Annotated in this window: 20 protein-coding genes, 5 tRNA genes and 2 other annotated features; of the genes, 1 reads left to right on the top strand and 24 read right to left on the bottom strand. The window is 28.8% G+C overall.

Features of this window, described 5'->3' with window-relative positions:
* Window positions 1–16: 16 nt before the first annotated feature.
* From B3086_RS16865 to ytxC, 19 genes are all read right to left on the bottom strand, one after another.
* Complete coding sequence (locus B3086_RS16865) at window positions 17–2,383, bottom strand: U32 family peptidase (RefSeq protein WP_346848604.1); 2,367 nt, start codon at window positions 2,381–2,383, stop codon at window positions 17–19.
* A 176-nt stretch (window positions 2,384–2,559) separates the two neighbouring features.
* On the bottom strand, window positions 2,560–3,552 hold the full coding sequence (locus B3086_RS16860; RefSeq protein WP_346848603.1) for a glycosyltransferase: 993 nt from the start codon (window positions 3,550–3,552) through the stop codon (window positions 2,560–2,562).
* 166 nt (window positions 3,553–3,718) lie between these two features.
* Entirely contained in the window at window positions 3,719–4,321 is a 603-nt protein-coding gene (locus tag B3086_RS16855) for a cell division protein ZapA (protein ID WP_346848602.1), read from the bottom strand.
* A 305-nt stretch (window positions 4,322–4,626) separates the two neighbouring features.
* Entirely contained in the window at window positions 4,627–5,298 is a 672-nt protein-coding gene (locus B3086_RS16850; protein WP_346848601.1) for an ABC transporter ATP-binding protein, read from the bottom strand.
* Window positions 5,299–5,319: 21 nt separating this feature from the next.
* Window positions 5,320–7,851 (bottom strand): ABC transporter permease, encoded by a 2,532-nt coding sequence (locus B3086_RS16845; RefSeq protein ID WP_346893968.1) that lies wholly within the window; start codon window positions 7,849–7,851, stop codon window positions 5,320–5,322.
* Window positions 7,852–7,942: 91 nt separating this feature from the next.
* Window positions 7,943–8,077, bottom strand: a complete 135-nt coding sequence (locus B3086_RS16840) for a hypothetical protein (protein ID WP_346893966.1) — start codon at window positions 8,075–8,077, stop codon at window positions 7,943–7,945.
* A gap of 54 nt (window positions 8,078–8,131) precedes the next feature.
* Window positions 8,132–8,416 carry a hypothetical protein gene (locus B3086_RS16835; protein WP_346848598.1) on the bottom strand — a complete coding sequence of 95 codons (285 nt, stop codon included), beginning with the start codon at window positions 8,414–8,416 and terminating at the stop codon, window positions 8,132–8,134.
* 11 nt (window positions 8,417–8,427) lie between these two features.
* On the bottom strand, window positions 8,428–10,563 hold the full coding sequence (locus B3086_RS16830; protein ID WP_346848597.1) for a radical SAM peptide maturase, CXXX-repeat target family: 2,136 nt from the start codon (window positions 10,561–10,563) through the stop codon (window positions 8,428–8,430).
* Between the two features lie 19 nt (window positions 10,564–10,582).
* The gene (locus tag B3086_RS16825) at window positions 10,583–12,238 is read right to left on the bottom strand and encodes an ABC transporter ATP-binding protein (protein ID WP_346848700.1); all 1,656 of its coding nucleotides are present in this window, start codon (window positions 12,236–12,238) and stop codon (window positions 10,583–10,585) included.
* Window positions 12,239–12,541: 303 nt separating this feature from the next.
* Window positions 12,542–13,816, bottom strand: a complete 1,275-nt coding sequence (locus B3086_RS16820; protein WP_346848596.1) for a helix-turn-helix transcriptional regulator — start codon at window positions 13,814–13,816, stop codon at window positions 12,542–12,544.
* 220 nt (window positions 13,817–14,036) lie between these two features.
* A complete protein-coding gene (pheT, locus tag B3086_RS16815) occupies window positions 14,037–16,415 on the bottom strand; it encodes a phenylalanine--tRNA ligase subunit beta (RefSeq protein ID WP_346893964.1) in 2,379 nt (792 codons plus the stop codon).
* Window positions 16,416–16,433: 18 nt separating this feature from the next.
* Window positions 16,434–17,453, bottom strand: coding sequence for a phenylalanine--tRNA ligase subunit alpha (gene pheS, locus B3086_RS16810; RefSeq protein WP_035134359.1), 1,020 nt, complete (start codon window positions 17,451–17,453; stop codon window positions 16,434–16,436).
* A 169-nt stretch (window positions 17,454–17,622) separates the two neighbouring features.
* Window positions 17,623–17,837: a binding site (T-box leader), on the bottom strand.
* A gap of 103 nt (window positions 17,838–17,940) precedes the next feature.
* The gene (locus tag B3086_RS16805; protein WP_346877765.1) at window positions 17,941–18,732 is read right to left on the bottom strand and encodes an RNA methyltransferase; all 792 of its coding nucleotides are present in this window, start codon (window positions 18,730–18,732) and stop codon (window positions 17,941–17,943) included.
* 12 nt (window positions 18,733–18,744) lie between these two features.
* Window positions 18,745–19,404, bottom strand: coding sequence for a TrkA family potassium uptake protein (locus B3086_RS16800; protein ID WP_346848593.1), 660 nt, complete (start codon window positions 19,402–19,404; stop codon window positions 18,745–18,747).
* Between the two features lie 14 nt (window positions 19,405–19,418).
* Complete coding sequence (locus tag B3086_RS16795) at window positions 19,419–20,786, bottom strand: TrkH family potassium uptake protein (protein ID WP_346848592.1); 1,368 nt, start codon at window positions 20,784–20,786, stop codon at window positions 19,419–19,421.
* 258 nt (window positions 20,787–21,044) lie between these two features.
* On the bottom strand, window positions 21,045–21,398 hold the full coding sequence (rplT, locus tag B3086_RS16790) for a 50S ribosomal protein L20 (protein ID WP_035135825.1): 354 nt from the start codon (window positions 21,396–21,398) through the stop codon (window positions 21,045–21,047).
* A gap of 27 nt (window positions 21,399–21,425) precedes the next feature.
* Window positions 21,426–21,623: a 50S ribosomal protein L35 gene (rpmI, locus tag B3086_RS16785; protein WP_035135823.1), complete on the bottom strand. Its 198-nt coding sequence runs from the start codon at window positions 21,621–21,623 to the stop codon at window positions 21,426–21,428.
* A gap of 19 nt (window positions 21,624–21,642) precedes the next feature.
* The gene (gene infC, locus B3086_RS16780; RefSeq protein ID WP_035135821.1) at window positions 21,643–22,170 is read right to left on the bottom strand and encodes a translation initiation factor IF-3; all 528 of its coding nucleotides are present in this window, start codon (window positions 22,168–22,170) and stop codon (window positions 21,643–21,645) included.
* A 33-nt stretch (window positions 22,171–22,203) separates the two neighbouring features.
* Window positions 22,204–22,315, bottom strand: a sequence feature (ribosomal protein L20 leader region).
* 36 nt (window positions 22,316–22,351) lie between these two features.
* Window positions 22,352–23,278, bottom strand: coding sequence for a putative sporulation protein YtxC (gene ytxC / locus B3086_RS16775; RefSeq protein ID WP_346893962.1), 927 nt, complete (start codon window positions 23,276–23,278; stop codon window positions 22,352–22,354).
* Between the two features lie 188 nt (window positions 23,279–23,466).
* Between ytxC and B3086_RS16770 the strand changes: the two genes are divergently transcribed.
* A complete protein-coding gene (locus B3086_RS16770) occupies window positions 23,467–24,174 on the top strand; it encodes a DUF6873 family GME fold protein (protein ID WP_346848590.1) in 708 nt (235 codons plus the stop codon).
* Between the two features lie 125 nt (window positions 24,175–24,299).
* Here the strand turns inward: B3086_RS16770 and B3086_RS16765 are convergent.
* The 5 genes from B3086_RS16765 to B3086_RS16745 form a co-directional block, all read right to left on the bottom strand.
* Window positions 24,300–24,373, bottom strand: a tRNA-Cys gene (locus tag B3086_RS16765).
* Window positions 24,374–24,377: 4 nt separating this feature from the next.
* Window positions 24,378–24,452, bottom strand: a tRNA-Gly gene (locus B3086_RS16760).
* Window positions 24,453–24,459: 7 nt separating this feature from the next.
* Window positions 24,460–24,535: transfer RNA gene (locus B3086_RS16755), tRNA-Phe, on the bottom strand.
* 22 nt (window positions 24,536–24,557) lie between these two features.
* Window positions 24,558–24,634 (bottom strand) — tRNA-Asp (locus B3086_RS16750).
* Between the two features lie 3 nt (window positions 24,635–24,637).
* Window positions 24,638–24,713, bottom strand: a tRNA-Val gene (locus B3086_RS16745).
* Between the last annotated feature and the right edge of the window lie 16 nt (window positions 24,714–24,729).

The following is a 24,729-nucleotide window of genomic DNA, read 5'->3' as shown; positions in this document are numbered from 1 at the left end:
TCTTATCCCCTACTTTCTATTCAATTCCCCTCTTATAATGTCCTTTTGTAGTTTTCCCTAAATCTACATCTTCATCTTTAAATATATATTTCATCACCTTTAAAACCTGATTATAATCTTCATCTATAAAGTCAACTCTATAATTGTTAATATTATTTTTCCTTAATTCCTTAATGAATGGAACTATATTTACAGGTAATGTATTATATATATGGCTTCTACAATATTTATCCGTAGTAACCAGAAACTCTTCATTCATCCTATCTCTTAATACAAACTTATCCTTGTCACATCTGAAATTACAGTTTGAAGTAGAGCTCTTATCACCAAAGGTACTGCCAATTACACAGTATTCACTTACCATAAGTTCATACTTACCATAAACTACTACTTGCACTGGAGTTTTAATATTTTTAGCTATAGAAAACATTTCTTTATTGTTAAGTTCTACACTTAAAGCTGATATATCTGTATACCTATTATAAAAATCATAGCTTTCACTATTTAAAATATTTAACTTATAATCTCCAATTATGTTAAGTCTGTTTTTAAACACATTTATTATACCTAAATTAGCTGTAATTAACCCCTTAATTTTAGAAATATTCTTTTCTATAGCTTCAGTAACTAAATTAAATTCACTTTTTATTATATTAGGAACAATCATATATAAATTTTCATAATCTACTTCTTCTAAATTAAAACCTCCACCCTTTTTAAATAAATCTACTCCTATAGCTGGATCTATATCTGGATTTTCATCTATAAAACTTAATACACTTTTTAATTGTTCTAGAGTTTTAACGCATATTAGATACTCATCATTAAATATATCTTTAGCTTCTTTAGAATTCCTATTAAATTCTTTATAAGCCTTTTCTTCCACATGCCGTTTATCACGAATTTTAATATACTTCATTATATCTTCAATAAGCTCACGTCTTACACTATTTATAGATGATACCCTTAAAAATCCTTCTTCAAAGGTTTCAAATTCAATGTTTTCTAGTTTAAAAGGAGTATCCCCTAACTTATTGAGATTTTTAATTATGGCTTCCTTATCCATAGGCTTATTAGCTGCAACCTCTACATTTTCTCCATAGACTTCAAATTCTTTTTCCTGATAAACCGTAGATAAATAAAATCTTTCTCCTGGAGCAAATCTAACCTTTATAGTTAAGGGTAACTTTACACCATAAATATCTTCATAATTTTTTTGAAGTTTAGTTAAAAGTTCAGTATCTGAAGTTACATATACTTTATCTCCAACCTTATATTTAGTAGGCATAAGCTTCACTTTTTCGCCTTTAGAGGCTTCTTTAACCTTTTCTTTCCCCTTTAAAATATTTGTGATTGTAAATCCACTATTATCAGTTCTAACTCCATCCTGGGCTTTTATATCCTTTTGAAGCTGTATGGTTAAATCTTTTTCAACGGTGCCTAAAAATACACCTGTATTTTTGGGGCAATTATATGCCATCATGTCTCTTCCAATGTTTCCTCTAAGATATGCCTTTGAAAACCCTTCTCTATTAAATAATTGATTTAATATGGCCTTTTTAGGTGCTATCTCAAAACATTTGTTGTGATACACACTATCTATAGCTTCTCTATAGGTAGTTACAACACCACTTACATATTCAGGCTTTTTCATTCTACCTTCTATCTTTAATGATGAAGTCCCACTTTCAATTAAACTTTTAATTTCATCTATAGTACAAGTATCCTTTGGACTTAATAAATACCCTTCTCTATTTTCTCCACTAAATTTTTTTATTATAGTATAAGGTAATCTACAGGGCTGTGCACATCTTCCTCTATTTCCGCTTCTTCCTCCTATGATACTACTCATAAGGCATTGTCCAGAATAACTTATACATAATGCTCCATGGACAAATATTTCTGTTTCTATATCTAAGTCCTTTGAAATATATCTTATTTCATCTAGACTTAACTCCCTTGATAAAACTATTCTTTGAAAGCCCTCATTCTTTAAAAATATAGCCCCTTCTCCATTATGTATAGTCATTTGTGTGGATGCATGAATTTCAAAATCTGGTATAGCTTCTTTTATAATTTTAAATAATCCCATATCTTGAGTTATAATAGCATCTACACCAATTTCATATAGAAACTTCCCATACTCTAAAGCTTCACCTAACTCATCTTCTTTTATCACAGTATTAAAGGCTATATATACTTTAACATTATATAAATGACAATAATTCACTACTTCTATTAATTCTTCTTCATTAAAATTATTTGCATAGGCTCTAGCAGAAAACTTACTCCCGCCCATATATATAGCATCTGCACCACCTTGAACAGCAGCATAGATACTTTCTTTACTTCCACCTGGCGCTAATAATTCTATTTTATCCATATGTTCTCAACTCCTATCAATAAGAAATGTCTTTATTCTATATTAAAAAAGTCATACTTATTTTATTAGTACTTATTTTTTACTTCTCATGGATTATTATATCACAATTCTCTTTGTTACAAACTGTAAAAAATAATAGGAGCTAATACCTTTTTATTGGTTAGCCCCTATACATCTTAATTCATCAATTTTAAATATCCCTCATATATGCCTTCTAACATATTCTTCAAGTTATAATTATATCTTATATATTCTTTTAGTTTATTATTTTTTCTTTCTGCCCTACTTTTCTCTACTGCTAATTTTATACTATTATGATTATAAGGATCACAATATATTGCCATATCCTTAAAATATTCCTTTGAAGCCCCTTCCTCCGTAACCACTATGTTACATCCATAAGCTGCTGCCTTAAGGGATGATAAACTTGTAACTTCTGAAAAACTAGCTAATACGTGAGCACTAGAAAAGGTGTATGCATTATACAAATCATAGTCATTCATAAATCCTAAATAATGTGTAGTCGGATAAGCTAAACATTCTTTTAAGTAACGCTCCTCTGATGCCGTTCCAACTAAAACTAAGTCTACTCCTATTTCATTACATATCTTACTTAATTCTAATTGGTTTTTCACTTCACAAATTCTTCCTACACACAATATATAATTATCTAAATTATATCTCTCCTTAAAATTATATAACGGAACCTCATCATAATTTATATCTACTCCATTATAAACAACTTTAATATCTCCCTTTGTAGTGAAATCCTTGGTTATTAAAGACTTTTCGTATATACTATTGCAAAATATGATTTTACTCTTCTTCAAAATTAATTCCTTATAAGCTTTGCAATTATTCCATAGATTTTTTCGTTCCATATTATTACTATATTCGAAAAACTTCTCCATATTAAAATACATCGGTGATACTACTATACTACATTTACTATTACTAGCCAATTTAAAATGTTTATAAGCATCAAATATATTTTTAATATCAAATAGATGTACTATATCATAATCATCATAATTAGCCTCCTCATTGGCTCCACATATATCTACATTAACCCCTTTCTCTTTTAAAAAAGTGTATATTTTAAATATTATAGTAGTATCTCCTGAACTTAAATTTATATAATTACTTCTAGCACATAGCAAAACTTTCATGTATAATCCCCCTAAGAATTATGGTTTTACCTAATACCTATGCCCATAAAATTTTAATTATCACAATATTAAAGAATAAAATTATATTTAATTCATAAATATAGCTAATTATCCTAAAATAAAAAATAGGCGATAATATATAAATATAATATTATCACCTAAACTTTTACTTTTTTCTTACATTAACTTGTCCATTTTTCATAAGCTGAAGGTTTTTATCCTCAATCTCATGACTAAGTTGCTCTAGCTGTCTTACTCTAGCTATTTGGTCATATCTTAAATTATTATTTTCAGATAGAAGCTTTTTATTAAAGGTCATTTGTTTTTTATTATCCTTTTTTAACTCTTGAACAACTTGATCCATAAGTTCTAATTGCTCTTTAAGATATGTAACCTCATCCTTTAGCTTTCCTATCTCTTCATCTTTATCCGAAGTGTTAACTTTTCTTAAGTCTTCATTTTCTTTTTTTGCAGCCTGTAAATCTCTTTTTAGTCCTTCTACTTCGGAAATAAGATTTTTTTGTTCCTTTGCAATCATTTTATAATTTTCATTTGCCCTTTCGCAGGCCTCTTTATTTTTAAAAACCTCATCTCCTAAATTAATTGCTGCAAGAATAGTAGCATCAGGACGACTTATTTTAGAATTCTTAAACATTAGACTATTTATTTTATTATCTACATATTGAGCAACCATTTGTAGATACTCATCATTTTCTTCTCCTCTAAGGTTATATTCCATTCCATTTATCTTAACTGTTATAATGCTCACATAAACACCCTCTTAATTATAAATTTACATCTGCATAAACTTATAATCATTTTAACATATATTAGCTATTTATTAAATAAGGTATTTAATAAATATTCCAAATACTTGTCAACAATATGTTTCATAAAACTTAATTAAATATAAATATAATATATTATGGTACATATTTTATAATTATATTGTAAAATTTTACCATATTATCAAGCCACAGTTTTTATAAAAATTATTCTTTTCTAACTACCAAAGTATTGCAAATAAAAAATGTTACACAACTATTTCTTTATATTAGTTATGTAACATTCTTCTTATTTACCCTCTATAATCATTCCATCAGTAATAGTAATAATTCTATCTGCCATTTGTGCTATACTACCATCGTGAGTAATCATGATTAGTGTTTGATTATACTTTTCTATGGTTGATTTTAGTAGTTGCAATACTTCTTTACTATTTTTACTGTCTAAATTTCCTGTAGGTTCATCTGCAAATATTATGGACGGTTTATTAGCTAGTGCTCTAGCAATGGATACCCTTTGCTGCTGCCCTCCAGATAGTTCACCTGGAAGATGTTTTCTTCTTTCTTTTATATCAAGAACATCCATAATTTCATCAATATACCCTTCATCTACCTTTTTACCATCCATTAATACTGGAAGTTTTATATTTTCCTCTGCTGAAAGTATAGGAATTAAATTAAAAGCTTGAAATATAAATCCTACGTTCTGTCTTCTATATCTAGATAACTCATTTTCACTTAACTCATAAATATCTTGTTCATTAATAAATACCTTTCCTGCTGAAGGCTTATCTAATCCTGCAAGAAGATGTAGTAATGTACTTTTTCCTGAGCCACTAGGTCCTACTATGGCTACAAATTCTCCTTCTTTAATCTCTAAATCCGTAGGTTTTAACGCCTTTACTGCAGTTTCATTCATTCCATAGGTTTTAGCTAGACCACTGGTTATTAACATACTCATATTAATTCCTCCATTACTCTTCTACTCTACATCCCTAATACTCTCAACAATACTTGATTTAAATAATATTTTTGACGGTAATATAGATGATAGTAGTGTGATTATGATTGTAATTATTATAATTATAGTCATTTGGCCTATTGGTATATGCCAGCTTATAATCTGACCTAGCCAAAGCTCTGAATTTTTAGTTATAATTGCTGAAATTCCCAAAGTTAGCAGTACTGAAATTGCAGAAGATACTATTCCATAAATGGCCCCTTCCCACATTATGATCTTCTTCACCTGCTTTCCACTAAGGCCCATAGCTCTTAGGAATCCAAACTCTTTCTTCCTCATAATTGCGCTCATATTCATGATATTAATAAGATTTATTATGCTTACTATGGCTACAACAATAACTATACTGTACATGGCAAATATAATTTGAGCATTATTTACCTTTACTTTTTCTAGTTCTTCTCTGTAAGATAATAATGTAGCTCCCTTATCACCATCTACAACTGCTCTTAACTCTTCTTCAACTTCTTCATAGTCATATCCCTCCTTAACATTCCCTTCCCAATATTGATATTTAGTCATTTCCATATGTTTCTTCATGGCAGAGTCAGGTAGAATTATTGCTGATGAGTGTACTGTTGTGCTTGGAGTACCTAAAGGTAATCCTTTTATTGCATCTTCACTAACTATAGCTCCAACTTTAAACTCTGGATAAGTTCCACCTAAAAATTCTCCATTATCATTTAACTTAGTAAATGAAGGTTGTACAACATCTCCCACAGATAAATTAGTGTAGTTCAATCCATCTATATTTTGTACAAGAATTAATATATCTTCATTTTTCATCTTGTCTATATCTATCTCACCAGCAATGACATTTTTCTTTAAAGCTTCTAACTCCTCATCACTACGTCCTAAAATTGTAACTTCTATTAAATATCTATCCCTAGATATACACTGTGATATATACTGTACAGACTTTCCTAATTCTTCATAGGTTCTTAATCCTTCTTCTGTATAATTTTCTTTTTCAATATCCATAGTTGTGCCTCTTCTCTTAAGCTTTAAGGTTACATCCAATCCTTCCACAGAAGAAACCTTTTCTAGCGATAATCCACTTTTAGAATCAACTTTAAAATCTACCTTGAAGCTATCTTTAAAGATTGCCACAGGATTTGTAGAACCTACCACATAATTTACTGTCATAAACATGGTTATAGTTATAATTAAAGATAAACATGTAGATAAAAATCTTTTTTTATTTCTAATTATATTTATAAACGCCAAATTGATTTCAAAAGATACCTTTTTTAAAATAGATTTATCTAAGCTTCCTCTCATATTACTACTCTTTAAACTAGTATTTGCTCCTCCAGTTATAGCCTCTGTGGGTGATATAACCGAAGCTTTTCTAGCTGGAAAATAAGTTCCTATAAATGCAGTTAAAAGTCCCACTACAATTGCTACTAAGATAATTTTAGTATCCATTGTTCTCACTGTACCTAAATTCTCTATTCCAGTGACTATTTTTATAATATACCTAGTTATCCAGTTTCCTAATAAAATTCCTATAGGAATAAATACAATTGTTATAAGCATACCCTCAATTAAAATCATGGCTTTTATTTTCCATGGAGGACATCCCATTGCCCTAAGCATACCAAATTCTTTAGTTCTCTCTGATACACTAACATTAAATATGTTATAAACTATTACACTAGAAATTACTATTAATATTAATGAAACAAAAAACATTATATTATCATATTTTTCATATTCACTTTTTAATTGTAACTTAGGTTCGTTAGCAAAAAATCCTCCGGTAGAATATCTTGATTCAGTTAACTTTTTTACAGCATCCTCAACAGAGTAAGATGGCTTTATCATTATATATCCGTCAGCTTCTACACTTTGCATAGTAAGCTTTTTCTCTTTTAATATCTTTTCTCCAAATTCAGGTGTAATATATGCATTCCCTTCCTTTGGATAGAACCAGTTTCTATAGGTAAAATCATAAGTCCCTGTAAGTACGAACTCTGTTTCACCCTTCTCATAATAAAATTCTGTACCTCTGCCTCTGTGAACTATGGTATAAGGAATGATTATCTTATCTCCTATTTCATACTTTTTAGGAAACAAATCTAAAATCCACTTTTCTATAGCTATTTCATTATCCTTTTCTGGATATCTACCTTCTATCAATTCTAGATTTAATATATCTGTAGCATTTTCTTTAAATGCCGAAATTTGAAGACTATTATCTGTATTCGGCACATCATATCTGCCAATTGGCCAAACCGTAGTAACTTCTTTTACAACCTCTTCTTTTGCAACTCTATCAAAATCCACATAACCTAAAGTTCCTAAATAGATATCATGTATTCCTCCTGAATCATCCTTCATCTTCTGATATAGCGATTCCTTTAAAGCTTCTGATATAGTGCCTAATGATACTATTAGTGCCATAGATACTATAATACCTAAAGCTACAAAGATAATTCTTTTTTTCCCCTTTTTAATATATCGTGGAATAATCCCCCAAAAACTTTTCATATTTCACCTCCAAAATAAGAAAATAAATCTTTTAATATTAATATATAAAAGATTTATTTCCCTAAATTAAAATATTATTTTTGATAAAATGCTATCTTTGAACTTTTATAAGTTTACCATAACAAGAATCTCCACATGCATTCATACAAGTATAATCTTCACAAACTATAATTGTATGGATTGCCTTTTTAGCATTTTTATTCTTTTTTGAAACTAAATGTTCCATGATTTCACCCCCCTTAAATTTAATATATATAATAACATAAATATGTTATTCACTTTATATATATTTTAGAATAATCTCTCCTGTATAAACATCCACATATATATCCTCGCTATTCTTAATAACTAGTTCATATCTCCTCTCAATCTCATTCCACCACTGTGATATTTCTTTATCTATTACTTTTATATCTTCTTCGACTTTATCCAGTAAATCTTTTCTGCTATTATTATTTAAAATTAGCTTTAACTCCTCAAGAGAATTTTTTCTTTCTGTGTACACTTCAAAATCTTTTATGTCATTTGCATCAAGAATTGAAATTATCTTATCTTTTTCTTCCATTTAAACACCTCTTACATAACCTTAAAATATTCTATAGGATCTTTGTACATATTACTCTTTATATAATTGGAAATATGTTTTATATTAATTAAATTATTATTAATTAGTAGTTGTTGAAGCATACAAGACTTTTCTTTTTCTAGATTTGATATTAAACATTGTATTCTAGGTGACATATTAATTTCTTCAGTCATTAACTCATTAATAAACTTACAGTTTTTACAATGATAGCTATCACACTTTCCACACATAATTAAATTTTTAGATTTAAACTCTTCATTAAGATTTTTTAAAATTCCATCCTCTATACTTCCCATGTACTTATTCTCGTCATTAAAATACGCTGCTGGACACATGTAAACCTTGCCATTAGGTGCTAATGCATAGGTATATACGCCTGAACTACATCTATTATGTTCTTGTAATTCAAAGATATCTGTTAACACATTTATATCTATCACTTCACTATTCTTATAGATTTCTACTATAATTTTTATTAGTTTATCTAATTCATGAGAATATTTCTCTACATCTTTTTCATTCCAGTATGGAATATCTTTTATAATTAAGTTGATTCGAGAATAGTTTTCTTTAATTTTTCCTATAAAATTTGATAGTTCATGTAACTTTTCTTTGTATACATTAACAATGCAAGCATCATTGTAATCTTCACCTATAAGTTCTTCTGACATATTCAATACAGATATTCCATTTATACCTTCTATATCACTTGTACCCTTCATAATAGTTAATGAGCTGTGTCCATCATATTTAAACTTATTGTTATTATCTTCAAGTATTACTGGCATAAAATTATTATCTTCGCAAAAACTCAGTCCCTTATTAAAAATTTCTTCACTCATCACATGATCTCCACCACTGTTTTCATATAGACAATGAGATGTAGCTTTATCGGATGTTATAAATAGCATATACTTTTCCGGTGTATTTATTTTCTTTCTTTCCTCTTCAATTTCTCTTCTTGGTGATTTCATACCTGTAACTTTTTCAAACTTATCCCAATAATATTCATTTGCTCTAACATTAGCCTTATGCATTTCACATATATACGTAGCTTTTTTATATATGGTTCCATAACAATCATAATTAAAGCCTGTACATCCTGTACATCCTGTAGCTACTTCACATTCTAAACATTTGTCTTCACTTTCCTTTAAAGTATTTAATTCCAAAAATGGCCTTACCTTATCTAAATCCATCCCTTTATTAATATCCCCTACTTTTCTACCTTTTCTATTATTCATAGAAAGGTCCAAAAATCTAACACATGGATAAAAGTTGCCATCACAATCTATTGCAAGCATTCTGCCTGCTCCACAGCTATTACTTTTAAGTTCATTTTCTAAAAGTGGAAATCCCTTATTAGGATCAAAGAATGACACAGTATATTTATCCCAAATCTTATTTTCTAATATATAATCTCCTAAAGCTTTGAGTTGTTCTTCAAATATAAGCGGATCTTCTTCATCCCAAACTTCTTCAAATACCACATTAGCAGCAACTTGTGATATTCCTAAATCCCATAGATTTATAATACTATCTTTTAAATATTTTATATCTCCATGGGCAAAAGTTGCCTTTGTAGCCGCTTCTGGAAATTGTTCTAACCATAAGGGTACATTTTTAACTACATCATCATATGATCCAGTTCCATCTAATTTTACTCTTTGTAAATCATGTTTTTCTTTATTTCCATCAACACTTAATCCAATAGATACATGCTTACGATTCTTTTTAATATATTCTTGCACTTTAGGGTGATCATATAATATACCATTACTTGAAAAACTTAATCTATATTTATTAAACCAAGGATGATTTAATTCATAAGTTCTTACTTTTATATAATCTGTTATTTTATCAATCAAATCCATTTCTAAGAAAGGCTCCCCACCTATGAAGTTCCAGATTACTCCAAGTTCATTAAAAGTTTTTCTATCTTCTAATATATAATCAATAGCCTTTTTAGCAGTTTCAAAGGACATTTTTTTTACATTGTTTTTTCCTGTCATATAGCAATATTTACATCTAAGATTACATTCCTCAGTTACTGAAAATGTAATATCCTTTATTCTTCTGTCCCCCCATACTACAGGTAGTTTTCCCATTGAAATATTATTGTCCATAATTAATACTCCCCTTTTTCTAGTTTTCTCTTCCCTTTAAATATAAATTTTTATATAAAGACTCGTAACTCATTAACTCCTTATGTGATCCCGATTCAATTATTTGACCCTGATTTATAAGAAAAATACTTTTTGCATTAAATATACCTTTTAATCTATGCGTAATTACTATTACTATATGATCTATTGATATATAATTAATTAATTCATTTATAGATTCCTCTGTATCATTATCTAATGCGGATGTTATTTCATCTAAAAGTAATATTGATGTTCTTCTTAATAATGCCCTTGCTATGGCAATTCTTTGTTTCTGACCTACAGATAAACCAACTCCACCTTCTGAAACTACAGTATCATAATTATTAGGAAGACTCATTATAAATTTATGTATATTGCAAATAGAACATACATGTTCAATCTCATTCATATCACTACAAGAGTTTCCTAATAATAAATTGTCCTTAATTGATAAATTAAACAAATATGGTTCCTGTCTCACTACTGAAACATTATTTCGTAGTGAAACATCACTCATCTCTCTAATGTTAACTTCATTGATTAATATTTCTCCATCATAATTATCATAAAATCTTAATAACAAATTAAATATTGTACTTTTACCACTTCCACTTTCACCAACTATTACATATTTTCCAAATCCATTAAATGATACATTTAAATTACTGATAACATTTTTATCAGTATAGCTAAATGAAACATTCTTTAATTCAATCTTTTTTTCTTCTTTATGAATATCTTTATTACCAAATATATTCGTATTAAAATTTAAATTATTATTTAAATCATATATTCTTTTTAATGACACAATAAGTTTTTGAATAACAGCATTAACCTTAGTTAAGCTAGAAAGAGAGTTTGAAAACAAAATTGAGTATGATAAGAATGTTATGAATTCCTCAATACCAATTTTCCCTAAACTAATTAAAACTATTGCAATGAAAATAAATATTATCATATCTAGATAATTTACAGCTTGTACAAGCATATTACCTTTTATAGTTATATATTGGGACTTTATTGCTTGGTTAGTTGCTTTATCTAAAATTGATCCTAATCTATTCTCCATCTTATCTCTAATGCCTAAAGATACAATTTCTCTTATACCTGTAAAACACTGTGCCTCAACTCCATAGCATTGATCATTAAATTGTTTATAAAGTGAAATTTCCTTCTTAACTTTTTTTCCACTCCACTTAAAAATTCCTAAAGTTATAGGAAATGTTGCAGCAATTATTAAGAATAAATAGACATTTAAACTAATCATTGAAACGCCAATAAAAGTTACTACAAATAATGAATCTAGTAGTGATATAGAATAATTAGCAAATACATTTGATATATCTTCGATGTCGTTATTCATTCGTGATAATAATTCTCCTGTTTCTGTATTGTCGAATACCTGGATAGGAAAGTTAAGTATTTTAGAAAACAAATCACTTCTTATATCTTTACATACATTACAATCTACTTTAGTTAATATTCTAAATTTAAATGCTTCTGTCAATACTTGTCCTAAATATATAAATACTAATAGTAAAAGCATATTTATAGCTAAGTTATATTCAGATCGGAATAACAGGTTTATAATTTTAGCTTTTATTTTAGGTTCTATTGAAACTAGCAATGTAACTATAGTCATAAGAATAATCATCAAAGCTATTTTTCATGTATATGGTTTTACATAATTGAATGCCCATCTAATAACTTTTTTATCTTCTTTAGATAAAGTTTTCATATATACTCCTTTAGCTGATTTTCATTATACGTTCATAATTATTATATTTCTATAAACCATTAAAATCATTATTTTAATGATTTATAGTTTACTAACGCCTCATTACTAACACTAAATTGATAATTATATTTATTATTCTTTTAATAAATATCCCCTTTTACATTTATCAAAGTTAAAGTGCTAAATATAAATATTAAGAAAAACATACTAATAACTTCTTCATAATGTTCCATTCTTAATTTCTCTTATAGTATCTAATAAACTTTTATTTATATTTTTATTAGTTATCAATCCAACTAAAATATCATTAAGTAACTCTTTATGATTATCATACATATGTTTATTACGATTTAAAATTATTAAATATTGATTTGTATAATTTGAATTTAGTAACTCATCATGATAATCTTGTACTATATTTTCATATATCTTTGTTAGCCATAAAATATTATTATCATTAATACATAATTTGATCGCAGTATTATAATGTTTAACAGCAGCTTTAACATCAAATTTAATAAAATAGTTTTTTATTTTTATTAAGTATGCTATATATAAACTAGCATCCTCACTTTTAAGCCTATCGCCATTTATTTTATTTAAATAGAAGTTAGAACGCTCTTCATCTTCAACTAATTCATACAATGTAATTAAGTTAATTATTACACTTGAATTATCTGGAAACTCTTTGTGTAATTTTATATAACTATTTATAGACTTCTCTATATTACCAACTTCATAATTCACATTAGCTTCCAGTATGCTGCTATCTATAATAAGTTTTGACTCTACATATTCTAATTTTTTTATACTTTCTATATATTCTAACGAAACTTTATAATTATTAATCTCCTTATTAATCAAAGCTACCCCGTAATATACCCGTGACTCAATATCTTGAATGTTCCTAATTTCATAATTACTCCTTTTATAAACTAGCTTAATTAATATTTCTGCTTCCGTATAACTTTTTAAGCCTAATGCCCAATTGCATAGGCATACATGATCCCACCCAATTTTATTTAAAATATCTATGTAGGAATATTCTTCCAAGCATCCTATATCTTTTGCTTTGGTATAGAAATCAAGAGATTTTTGAAATTCATTTTGATTTCCAAAAATTTCACCTTGTAGTTTATAATAATCCTGTAAAATATTTTTAAGATTATACTGTAAACATATAGTTTCAAAATTTTCTGTATCTATTTTTTCTTTTTTTCTTAGTTCAATCTCACATAAATATCTTGCATAATCTTCATCCTCCATTACTAATTCTTTAGGATATACATTTAAGCTAATATTTTTATGTTTAGCTATGTAATTTAAATGATTACTTATTATTTCAGCTGTTCTATAAGTTATTTTTCTTCTTTTGGTTTCTATAAATTTAATTTGTTGTAATGATAAACTCTCTGTTACCAATTCCTTTTGACTAATATTTAACATATTTCTATAATATTTCAATCTATTTGTAACCTTAAAATTGCTTATCATTTGTTCCTCCTTTATTTTAACATGATTTCATATAAAAAATAGTCTTTATACAAAATTATATATAATAATACATATATAACCATAATTGTACATTAATGAGTTTACAAATTCAACATTTATAGACTATATTTTGTTTAAAATTGTAAACTATTCACTTCATAGAAAACTCCATAAAAAAATAAGTAGATGTAAATTTACACCTACTTATTTTAATTAATAATTATCTTAATTCTGCACCTAGCTTATGCTCTAAGCTTCTTAAAATCTTATCATGGACCTTATTTACTTCAGTATCAGTTAAAGTTTTATCTGCATGTCTATAGGTTATAGCATAGGCTATACTCTTCTTACCTTCTGGAATTTGACTTCCTTTATAAACATCGAATAGCTTAGCACTTTCTAAGATGCCGCCACCTTGTTTTTTAATAGTGTCTTCTATCTCTTGTACTAGAACTCTATCATCTACTAAAACTGCAATATCTCTTGTTACTGCTGGGAATTTAGGAAGTGCTTTATATTTTTTGTCTATCTTAGCACATTCCATTAATATATCTAAATTTAATTCAGCAACAAAACATCTTGTATCTATACCATAATTTTCACTTACATCTGGATGAATTTCACCTAAAACTCCAGAAATTTTATTTCTAAGTTTTAATGCAGCAGTTTTTCCTGGATGGAAGCTAGGATTCTCACTTTCTCTAATAAAAATTCCATTATCTATTCCTAAAGCATTTAGTACATTTTCTACCACACCTTTAAGTTCTAAATAATCTCCCGCTCCATACATTCCTAAGGTTAAAATATTTCTTTCTTCTGGCAACTTCTCTTCATCAGTATTTTTTATATATACTTTACCTATTTCAAAAAGCATTGCACTTTCATTACTCTTTACATAGTTTCTAGCTAAAGATTCCATCATTGATGCAAGAGTAGTAGTTCTCATAACCTTGAAATCTTCTCCTAGAGGATTTCTAATTTCAACTACATTTCTAAGTTCACTATCTTGTGGAATTAAAAGTTTATCAAAAATTTTATTGCTTACAAAGGAATAACTTATAGATTGATTTATTCCACTGGCTACTAAAGCTTCTATTATTTTATCTTCTAGCTTATGCTTATCTGATTTTCCAGACTTTATAGCCTCACAATGAGGAAGGGTAGATTCAAAATTATTATATCCATGAATTCTAGCAATTTCCTCTGCTATCTCCTCTTTTATATTTAGATCACTTCTAAATGTTGGACAATTAACAACTAAAACATCACCTTTAATTTCAGTATTTAAATCTAATCCATCTAAATATCTTTTCATATCTTCTTTTGATATATTACTACCTAAGAATCTATTAACCCAGTTACTATCTACTTCTAAGGTATGAGGTTCTATAACTTCATTATATATATCTATAACCCCAGTCATAACCTTACCTGCACCTAATTCTTCCACTAGGGCACATACTCTATCAATAGCTAACTTACATAGGTTTGGATCTAAATCCTTCTCAAATTTAGTTGAAGCTTCTGTTCTAAGTCCTAACTTTTTAGATGTATTTCTTATATTAAGACCATTAAAATTTGCACTTTCTAGGACTATCATAGAAGTATCTTCTTTAACCTCTGAGTTTAATCCTCCCATAACTCCTGCAAGTCCTATAGTTTTATCCCCATCCTTTATACAAAGCATAGAGCTATCTATAGTTCTTTCCTCTTCGTCTAAAGTAACAAATTTTTCTCCATCTTTTCCAGTATCAACTACTATAGTATTAGATACTATATCTCTAGCATCAAAGGCATGTAATGGTTGACCTAACTCTAACATAACAAAGTTTGTTATATCTACAATATTATTAATAGGTCTTACATCAGCTTCTAATAATCTCTCTTGCATCCACTGTGGTGATGGTTCTATCTTTATATTGCTAATTCCTTTAGCCATATATCTTCTACATAGTGGACTCTTAATTTCTACTTTATAACTATCAGTTATATTAGTTTTATCTTCTTCACTATATTTAAGATTTGGCATTTTATAAGTTAACCCTAGAGTCGCTGCTGTTTCTCTTGCCATTCCAATTATACTAAAGCAATCTGCTCTATTAGAAGTTATTTCAAAGTCAATAATAGCACTTTCAAGAGGTATTACAGACTTGATATCTACTCCAATAGATGTATCTTTAGGTAATATCATAAGTCCATGTACTGGCTCATCTCCAGCAATTCCAAGCTCTTCTTCTGAGCAGAACATACCGTTTGATACTACTCCTCTTAATTTACCTTTTTTTATTTTAAGTCCGCCATGCAGCGTTGCTCCGTGTAGTGCTACTGGAATAATATCCTGCTCCTTCATATTTGTAGCAGCAGTTACTATTTGTATTTCTTCCTCTTTGTTAATATCCACTGCACATACAACTAGTTTTTCTGCATCTGGATGTCTTTCTATCTTTGTTATCTTTCCTGTAACTACATTAGAAATTTCATCTCCTGTAAGTATAACCTCTTCAACATGAGACCCTGAAAGATTTAATGCATCTGCAAGTTCTACAGGGGAAACATTTATATCAACATAGTCTTTTAACCATTTAACTGGATACTTCATAATCTTCCTCCTTATATATTAAAACTGATTTAAAAATCTCATATCACTTTCATATAATAATCTAATATCTTCAATACCGTATTTTAACATTACAATTCTATCTAATCCAAATCCGAAAGCAAAACCGCTATATTTTTCTGGATCAATTCCGCAATTTCTAAGTACTTGTGGATGCACCATACCACAGCCTACAATTTCTATCCATCCACTACCTTTACAAACTTTACATCCCTTACCTCCGCATACAAAGCAAGTTGCATCCATCTCTGCTGATGGTTCTGTAAATGGGAAGTGGTGCGGTCTAAATTTAACTTTCATGTCATCTCCAAACATCTTTTGGATAAACATTTCTAGTGTTCCCTTTAAGTCTCCAAAGGTAATATTTTCTGCCACTACTAATCCCTCAATTTGATAGAATATTGGTGAGTGAGTTGCATCTACAGCATCTGAACGATATACCTTTCCTGGTGCAATCATCTTTATTGGTGGCTTTTGATTTTCCATAGTTCTTATCTGGATTGGAGATGTCTGAGTTCTTAATACTATATTATCATTTATGTAGAAAGTATCTTGTTCTCCTCTCGCTGGATGATCCTTGGGTATATTTAAAGCTTCAAAATTGTAATGATCAAACTCTACTTCTGGTCCTTCTTCTATAGAAAAACCCATAGATAAAAATATATCATTTACTTGATCAAGAGTTAAACTTAATGGATGTTTTTTCCCCATAGTTTGTTTCTTTCCTGGCATAGAAATGTCTATTACTTCACTATTTAATTTTTCAGTCTTTTCTGCACTTCTAATAGCTACTACCTTTGTATCAATGGCACTTTCTATTTCTTCTCTTACTTCATTAGCAATTTTACCTACCACCGGTCTTTCTTCTGCTGATAGTTTTCCCATACCTCTTAAGATTGCAGTAAGCTCTCCTTTTTTCCCTAGATACTTTACTCTAATATTTTCAAGTTCAGCTTTATCTGTTACTTGACTTAGTTGTTCTAGGGCAATTTTTTTAATTTGTTCTAATTGTTCTTTCATATTCTAAGCTCCTTTCTAAAATTCATGAGTTCATTTAAAATTATGGATTAAAACTTTCTTTGGAAAAAATTTCCATTTCATAATTAATGAAATTTCTACTTAATTCAAGTATAAATAATAGTTTCTGAAATTAAGTTTTTGCTTTATAGACATAAAAAAACCGTCCCTAAAAAGGGACGGAAAATCCGCGGTACCACCCTAATTGAGTTTTATTAAAACTCCTCTTAGTAAATCTATCGACCATAGCCGCTAATTACTACTATTACTTCATAATTAGTACTCAGAAGTGAACTTCGATATAATCCTATAAGAACAGCTTTCAGTCTTTGGCTCTTCATCCCTTATATAAAAATATATATCTACTCTCTTCGTCATTGTATAAATATTTTATTTTACTAAACCAGTTTGGATACTATTTCACTTAAATAACATTTAAATCCTAACTTGATAGAAACATTATACATATAATATATAAAAATTTCAAGTATTAATACTTTTTATTTAACTTTTGTCTTACACCTTCATATATCATAATAGATGCAGCTATAGCAACATTTAAGGATTCTGTATTTCCTAGCATAGGAATTTTAACCTTAAAGGTAGCTAAATTCATAACTTCATCACTAATGCCATTACCTTCATTACCTACAGCTATTATTGCATTATCTACTAGATTAACTTCATAAAAGTTTTTTTCTGTGTCAAGGGAACTACATACTAAATTATACCCTTCACTAATTAATCTTTTTGTGAAAACTAAATTTTCATCATGGATTATAGGAATATTAAATATGGAACCCATAGTAGCTCTTAAGGTTTTTTCATTGTATAAGTCTACTGTATCTTTACTTAAAATAACTCCCCTACAACCAGCACTATGAGCTGTTCTTATTATAGTTCCTAAATTGCCTGGATCTTGTATCTTGTCAGCTAAAATATACAGTCCTTCTTCTTTATTAAAATTTTCCTCTTTCATTTGAAGTACAGCTAAAACTCCTTGAGAATTTTCTGTACCTGAAATATTTTTAAATAGACTGTCATTTATAATAAATAATTTTTCTTCATATTTATTAATATAAAAAGAAAATTTTTCTTTAAATTTATCAACTGAGCTTTCCTTTATAAAAAGTTTATCTATAATAAAATCTGATTTAAAACCTTCTTCTAGAAATCTAAATCCTTCTACAATAAACTTCTTATTTTCAACTCTATATTTTTTTTCTTTTAATTTTTTAATTTCTTTTAATGTATTATTATCCTTACTTTTTATAACCTGCACTTATAAATCTCCTTATCTAACTAAACTTTCAATTCCGTTTAGCTCAGCAGTTCCTCCTATGGCTACTATTATATCGCCTTCCTGTATAACCTCATCTGCAGATGGAGATACCTCTATGTTATCATCTCTTTTAATAGCTACCACATTTACACTGTACCTCACTCTTAAATCTAGCTCTTTTAGAGAGTGACCTTCCCATTCCTTTGGGGTAACAATTTCTGCAATGCTAAAGTCTGGTGATAACTCTATATAATCAAGTATGTTAGAAGAACAAAGGTTATGAGCAACTCTAATTCCCATATCTCTCTCTGGGAATATAACTCTATTGGCACCTATTTTATACAAAACTTTTGCATGCAATGCATTATTAGCCTTAGTTATAATATGCTTAACATTCATTTCTTTAACTAAAAGAGTAGATAGAATATTAGCTTGAATATCAGAACCAATACTAATTATAGCCACATCAAAATTACCAATTCCAAGGGCTCTTAGGCTAACCTCATCATTTGCATCTACTTGAACAGCATGAGTAACTCTTTCTGCAATGTTTTGAACAGCTTCTTCATCTATATCTACAGCTAATACATCATTACCAAGTGCATATAAAGTCTCTGCTACTGAAGTTCCAAATCTACCTAAACCAATAACTATAAATTGTTTTTTACTCATTAATATATCCCCCTTTATCCAACTAAGATTTTATCTTCTGGATACTTAATAGAATTTCCTCTTTTACTTTTTCTTATAGAAATTGCTACAACTAATGTAAGTGGCCCAACTCTACCCGCATACATAGTTAGTGCTACTATAGCCTTGCCTATAGCAGTAAGCTCTTGAGTTAATCCTAATGTTAACCCAACAGTTCCAAAGGCTGAAGTAGCTTCAAATAAATAATGTTCAAACGGAGCACCTGATGCTCTTTCTGTAATAGATAATAATATGGTTGTAGTAAACACTAACGCCAGTGCTATTACTACTACTGCTAAAGCCTTATATACAGTTTCTTTATTTATTTTTCTTTTAAATAACTCTGTATCTTCTCTTCCATTTATAACTGATAGTATTGTCATAAAAAGCACGCCCGCGGTAGAAGTTTTTATTCCCCCAGCCGTTGATCCTGGTGAACCACCAATAAACATCAACATTATGGATAAAAATGTAGATGCCATAGTCATCTTTGTCAAATCTATAGAATTAAATCCTGCTGTTCTTGGTGAAACCGATGCAAAGAATGCTGACAGCACTTTTTCTTTAATCCCCATAGGTTTTAAAGTATCTGGATTAGAAAGTTCAAATACAAGAAACATTATAAATCCAAACAAAATCAATCCTGCACTTACAGCTATTACTAGTTTAGTCTGAAGTGTTAATCTTTTAGTACGTTTATAATTAAATATATCATTCCATGCATAGAAACCTAGTCCACCAATTACTATTAAAGAAGATATAGTAAGTATTATCAAAGCATTATCACTATAGGCAGTTAAGCTACCGTAATTTCCCATAAGATCAAATCCAGCATTACAAAATGCAGAAACTGCATGAAATATACTATAATATATACCTTTAATAATTCCAAACTCAGGTATAAATTCAAAGGAAAGCAGTAAAGCTCCTATAAATTCTATTGAAAAAGTAAAAACTAATATATATCTAGCTAATTTTACTATTCCCTGAAGAGATGTTGAATTTAATGATTCCCTTATAATTAATCTTTCTTTTAAAGTTATTTTTTTACCAATAATTAATGATAAAAGTGTAGCAAAAGACATAAATCCAAGACCACCAATTTGTATTAAAATAAGTATTACTGTTTTTCCAAAATAACTCCAATAAGTACCAGTATCTACAGTAACTAATCCTGTCACACAAACTGCAGAAGTTGATGTGAAAATACAATCTATAAATGGAGTTCCTACACCTTTTATAGTAGCAATAGGTAAGCTTAATAATAGGGCACCTGTAAATATTATAGTTGCAAATCCCATAGCTATTATTTGAACTGGAGTAAAGTTTTTACGCCTTAGAACATCCCTTAATCTTAACTGCATAAATAACACCTCAAACTTTTAAAAAAATTTATCACGATTATATATTTATATATAGTTTCCCCATTTCCTTATTAAAATATATATAGTATAAAAATGTAGCCATGGCTACATTTCTATACTATATATATCCATTTATTTATTATCTTTATTTCTTATATAAAAATAATAAATAATTATGTACATTAAAATTTAGTCTAACAAAATCCAGAGACATGACATAGTCATCCTCTGGCTTTTATTTTTTATATTTAATTAATCTTATAGATGCTTCTTAGCAACTTCTACTAATTCAGCAAATGCTTTTGGATCGTTGATTGCTATTTCAGAAAGCATTTTTCTGTTTATTTCAACTCCAGCAAGCTTCATTCCATTCATGAATTTTGAATAAGAAAGATCATTCATTCTAGCAGCTGCATTTATTCTAGCTATCCATAGTTTTCTGAAATCTCTTTTCTTTAATTTTCTTCCAACATAAGCATTTCTTAATGCTCTTATTACTGATTCATTAGCTGTTTTAAATAACTTGCTTTTTCCACCGTAGTATCCTTTTGCAAGTTTTAATACTTTTTTATGTTTTTTACGACTATTCATCGCTCTTTTTACTCTTGCCATTATATTTACCTCCTAGATAACTTCCTACTATAAGTATGGTAGTAATTTCTTCATTATTTTTTCTTGAGTAGTTGAAACGTATCCTGTTTTTCTAAGATTTCTCTTAGTCTTTCTGCTCTTCTTAGTTAATATATGGCGTCTAAAAGCTTTAGATCTTTTTAACTTACCTGTTCCTGTCTTTTTAAATCTCTTTGCTGCACCTCTATGTGTTTTCATTTTTGGCATTGTAAAGTCCTCCTCTCGGTTATGCTCTTTTTGGAGCTAATATCATTATCATATTTCTTCCTTCTTGTCTAGCTGGCTTTTCAATAACATAAACATCGCCTAATTTTTCTACAAAAAGGTTTAATATCTTGTGTCCTACTTGCGAGTTTTCAATTTCTCTTCCTCTAAATCTCACAGTAACTTTAACTTTGTCTTCATCTAATAAGAACTTTCTAGCATTATTAGCTTTTATCTCAATATCGTGATCTTCTATGCTAGCACTTAGTCTAATCTCTTTAAGAGTAGTGATTTTTTGTTTCTTTTTAGCTTCTTTTTCCTTCTTTTGTTGCTCATAAACAAACTTACCAAAATCCATGATTTTGCATACCATAGGTTTTGCATTTGGAGATACTACAACTAAATCTAATTCCTTTTGTAATGCAATTTCTAATGCTTCTTTTGTAGAAATTACTCCTAGTGCTTCCCCGTCTGAGTTAATAACTCTAACTTCTTTGTCTCTTATCTCTTCATTCATCATGAAATCTTTATTTTTACTGATAACATTCACCTCCGGCTTTTAAACCACATATTTTTATCTTATATAAAATAAAAAGGACAGCAAACGCCGTCCTGTTATTACAATCATTGTAAACCAAAATTTTACCTTACTAGCAGTACTGTAAGGTGAGAAACGGCAGTTTCTACTTGTTAATTAGTTATTTACTTTTTCACTAACATAGTTAATCTTACTACACCTTTATATTATTGTCAATAGGCATTTCTATAATTTCTTTAAACATTAAACATTCATTACAACCACTACAATGATAAATTCTATTCTCAAAAACTTTCTCTAGAGTATTAATTAGCTCCTTATTTTTACATCTATTAGCAGAATGTATTACTATTTTTTTCGGGCACATAGTTATTAGTCCACTTATAACTAAATCATCTTGACTAACGTCTACTATATTTTTATTTTCGCAAATTTCATTCAAAAGGGTTTCCATAATATTATTTCCAAATTCATCTCTGAGTATATATGAATCTCCTCTTTTTCCAATATACAAATCTACCTTTTCAGCCTTACTTTCTTGTATCTCAACAAAATACTTTAAAAGACTAATAAATTCATTATACTCCTTTTCTATCATATAACTTTCTACCACTTTTTCTATTATCGCATATATCTGTGGCATTAATTCCTTGGATCTAAAGTCCATAAACCCTTTAATATTTAATACGTTACCTTCTTCTATACAATTAATAATTCTATCTAAAATACTATTTTTCTTATTCATATAATATATCACAGTATCATCTATAGGTACTTCTTCTTTTAAAATTTTATATATATCCTTTTTTACAATACTTATATCGTTATAGTTAAGAAAGTTATATGTTTCATTCAGATGTTTATTAACCCTTTTTTCTAAAAATTCATTAATAATTACACCATATAAAATATTAGCTGTATAATAGTTAAATAATTTCTTAACTTCATCCTCAGTGTAATCACCATCTTCCCAATATATATGTATACATTCATCTAATTCATCATTTTCAATTTTCAAATTCATACTTTTCTTTTTTTCTCTTAAATACTCACTCATACTCTTAACTTGATTTAATACATAATCCTTATAACTATTATTTACAATGGTCAACAGTAGCATTCAATCACCCCACTTCATGTTAAGAATTTTATAGATACAGAACTTTACTTTAATATATTATGTATATTATGTGTTTTTATTTTTTACTATATACAATTTATTAAATCCAATTTATTCTACAAATAATATAACATATATGATATATTATTTTTAAGTTAGTAACAACTAACCTTAAGGTGGTGATATTTTTGAAATATGCTTTTGTAGACTTTAGAATTTCTTTTGAGGAATTATTTGCTTTAGAAAATTTAAATTGTAAAGTTATCCTTTGCGAACCATGCAATTCATTATATCCAGCTATATGTGGTCATCCTGATATTCTTATGCATTTCATTGACAATAATAATGCCATCATTCATAAGGATGCATCTTCTACCTTTGAAGAAACTCTAAAATCTCTAAATCTAACAGTATTGAGAAGCACTAGCACTTTAACTGATAAATATCCTAATGATATTATCCTTAATGCTGTAAATACTCCTGATTTTTTTATGCATAATATAAGGTATACTGATAAAACTTTATTAGAAAATATTAATCATAAGACATTAATAAATATAAATCAAGGTTATACTAAATGCTCTACTGTAGTATTATCTAATAAGGCCTTTATAACTTCTGATATATGCATTTACAAAGAATTAAATAACTGTGGATATGATGTACTCTTAATTCCACCAGGTGACATTCTTTTACCTCATTTGAATTATGGCTTTATTGGAGGAACTTGTGGTATGGTAGATTCTAAAACTATAGTTTTTTATGGAGACCTAGATTTATATCCTCACGGGAATTTAATAAAAAGATTTTTAGATAAGCATGGCATAACACCTATTTCTTTAGCCAACTCTCAATTAATTGATAGAGGTAGTATATACTTTTTAGATATTCAGTAACTCATCTATACAAAATACTACAATATGAATTTTTAATACTTAATTTTAATGCCTCTCTCTAAGAAGCACATTTATATAATGCACAAAAAAAATAAAAAAGCAAGTAAATAAATTACTTGCTTTTTTGGAGGCGCCACCCAGATTTGAACTGGGGATAAAGGCTTTGCAGGCCTCTGCCTTACCACTTGGCTATAGCGCCATATTGGAGCGGAAGACGAGATTCGAACTCGCGACGTTCACCTTGGCAAGGTGACGCTCTACCACTGAGCCACTCCCGCGTAATAATGGTGGCTCGAGCAGGAATCGAACCAGCGACACGAGGATTTTCAGTCCTCTGCTCTACCGACTGAGCTATCGAGCCAGACACAAATTTTAGAATTTATTGGCGACCCAGAAGGGACTCGAACCCTCGACCTCCGGCGTGACAGGCCGGCACTCTAACCAACTGAGCCACTGGGCCATATGGTGGTCGCAACAGGGATCGAACCTGTGACCCCCTGCTTGTAAGGCAGGTGCTCTCCCAGCTGAGCTATGCGACCAAAATTTAAATTTGTG

It is taken from the genome of Clostridium sp. UBA871, from assembly GCF_002295255.1.
Taxonomy (GTDB): Bacteria; Bacillota; Clostridia; order Clostridiales; family Clostridiaceae; genus Clostridium_J; species Clostridium_J sulfidigenes.
The sequence above is the reverse complement of the archived record's forward strand: the minus strand, read 5'-3'. Positions and strand labels throughout refer to the sequence as shown.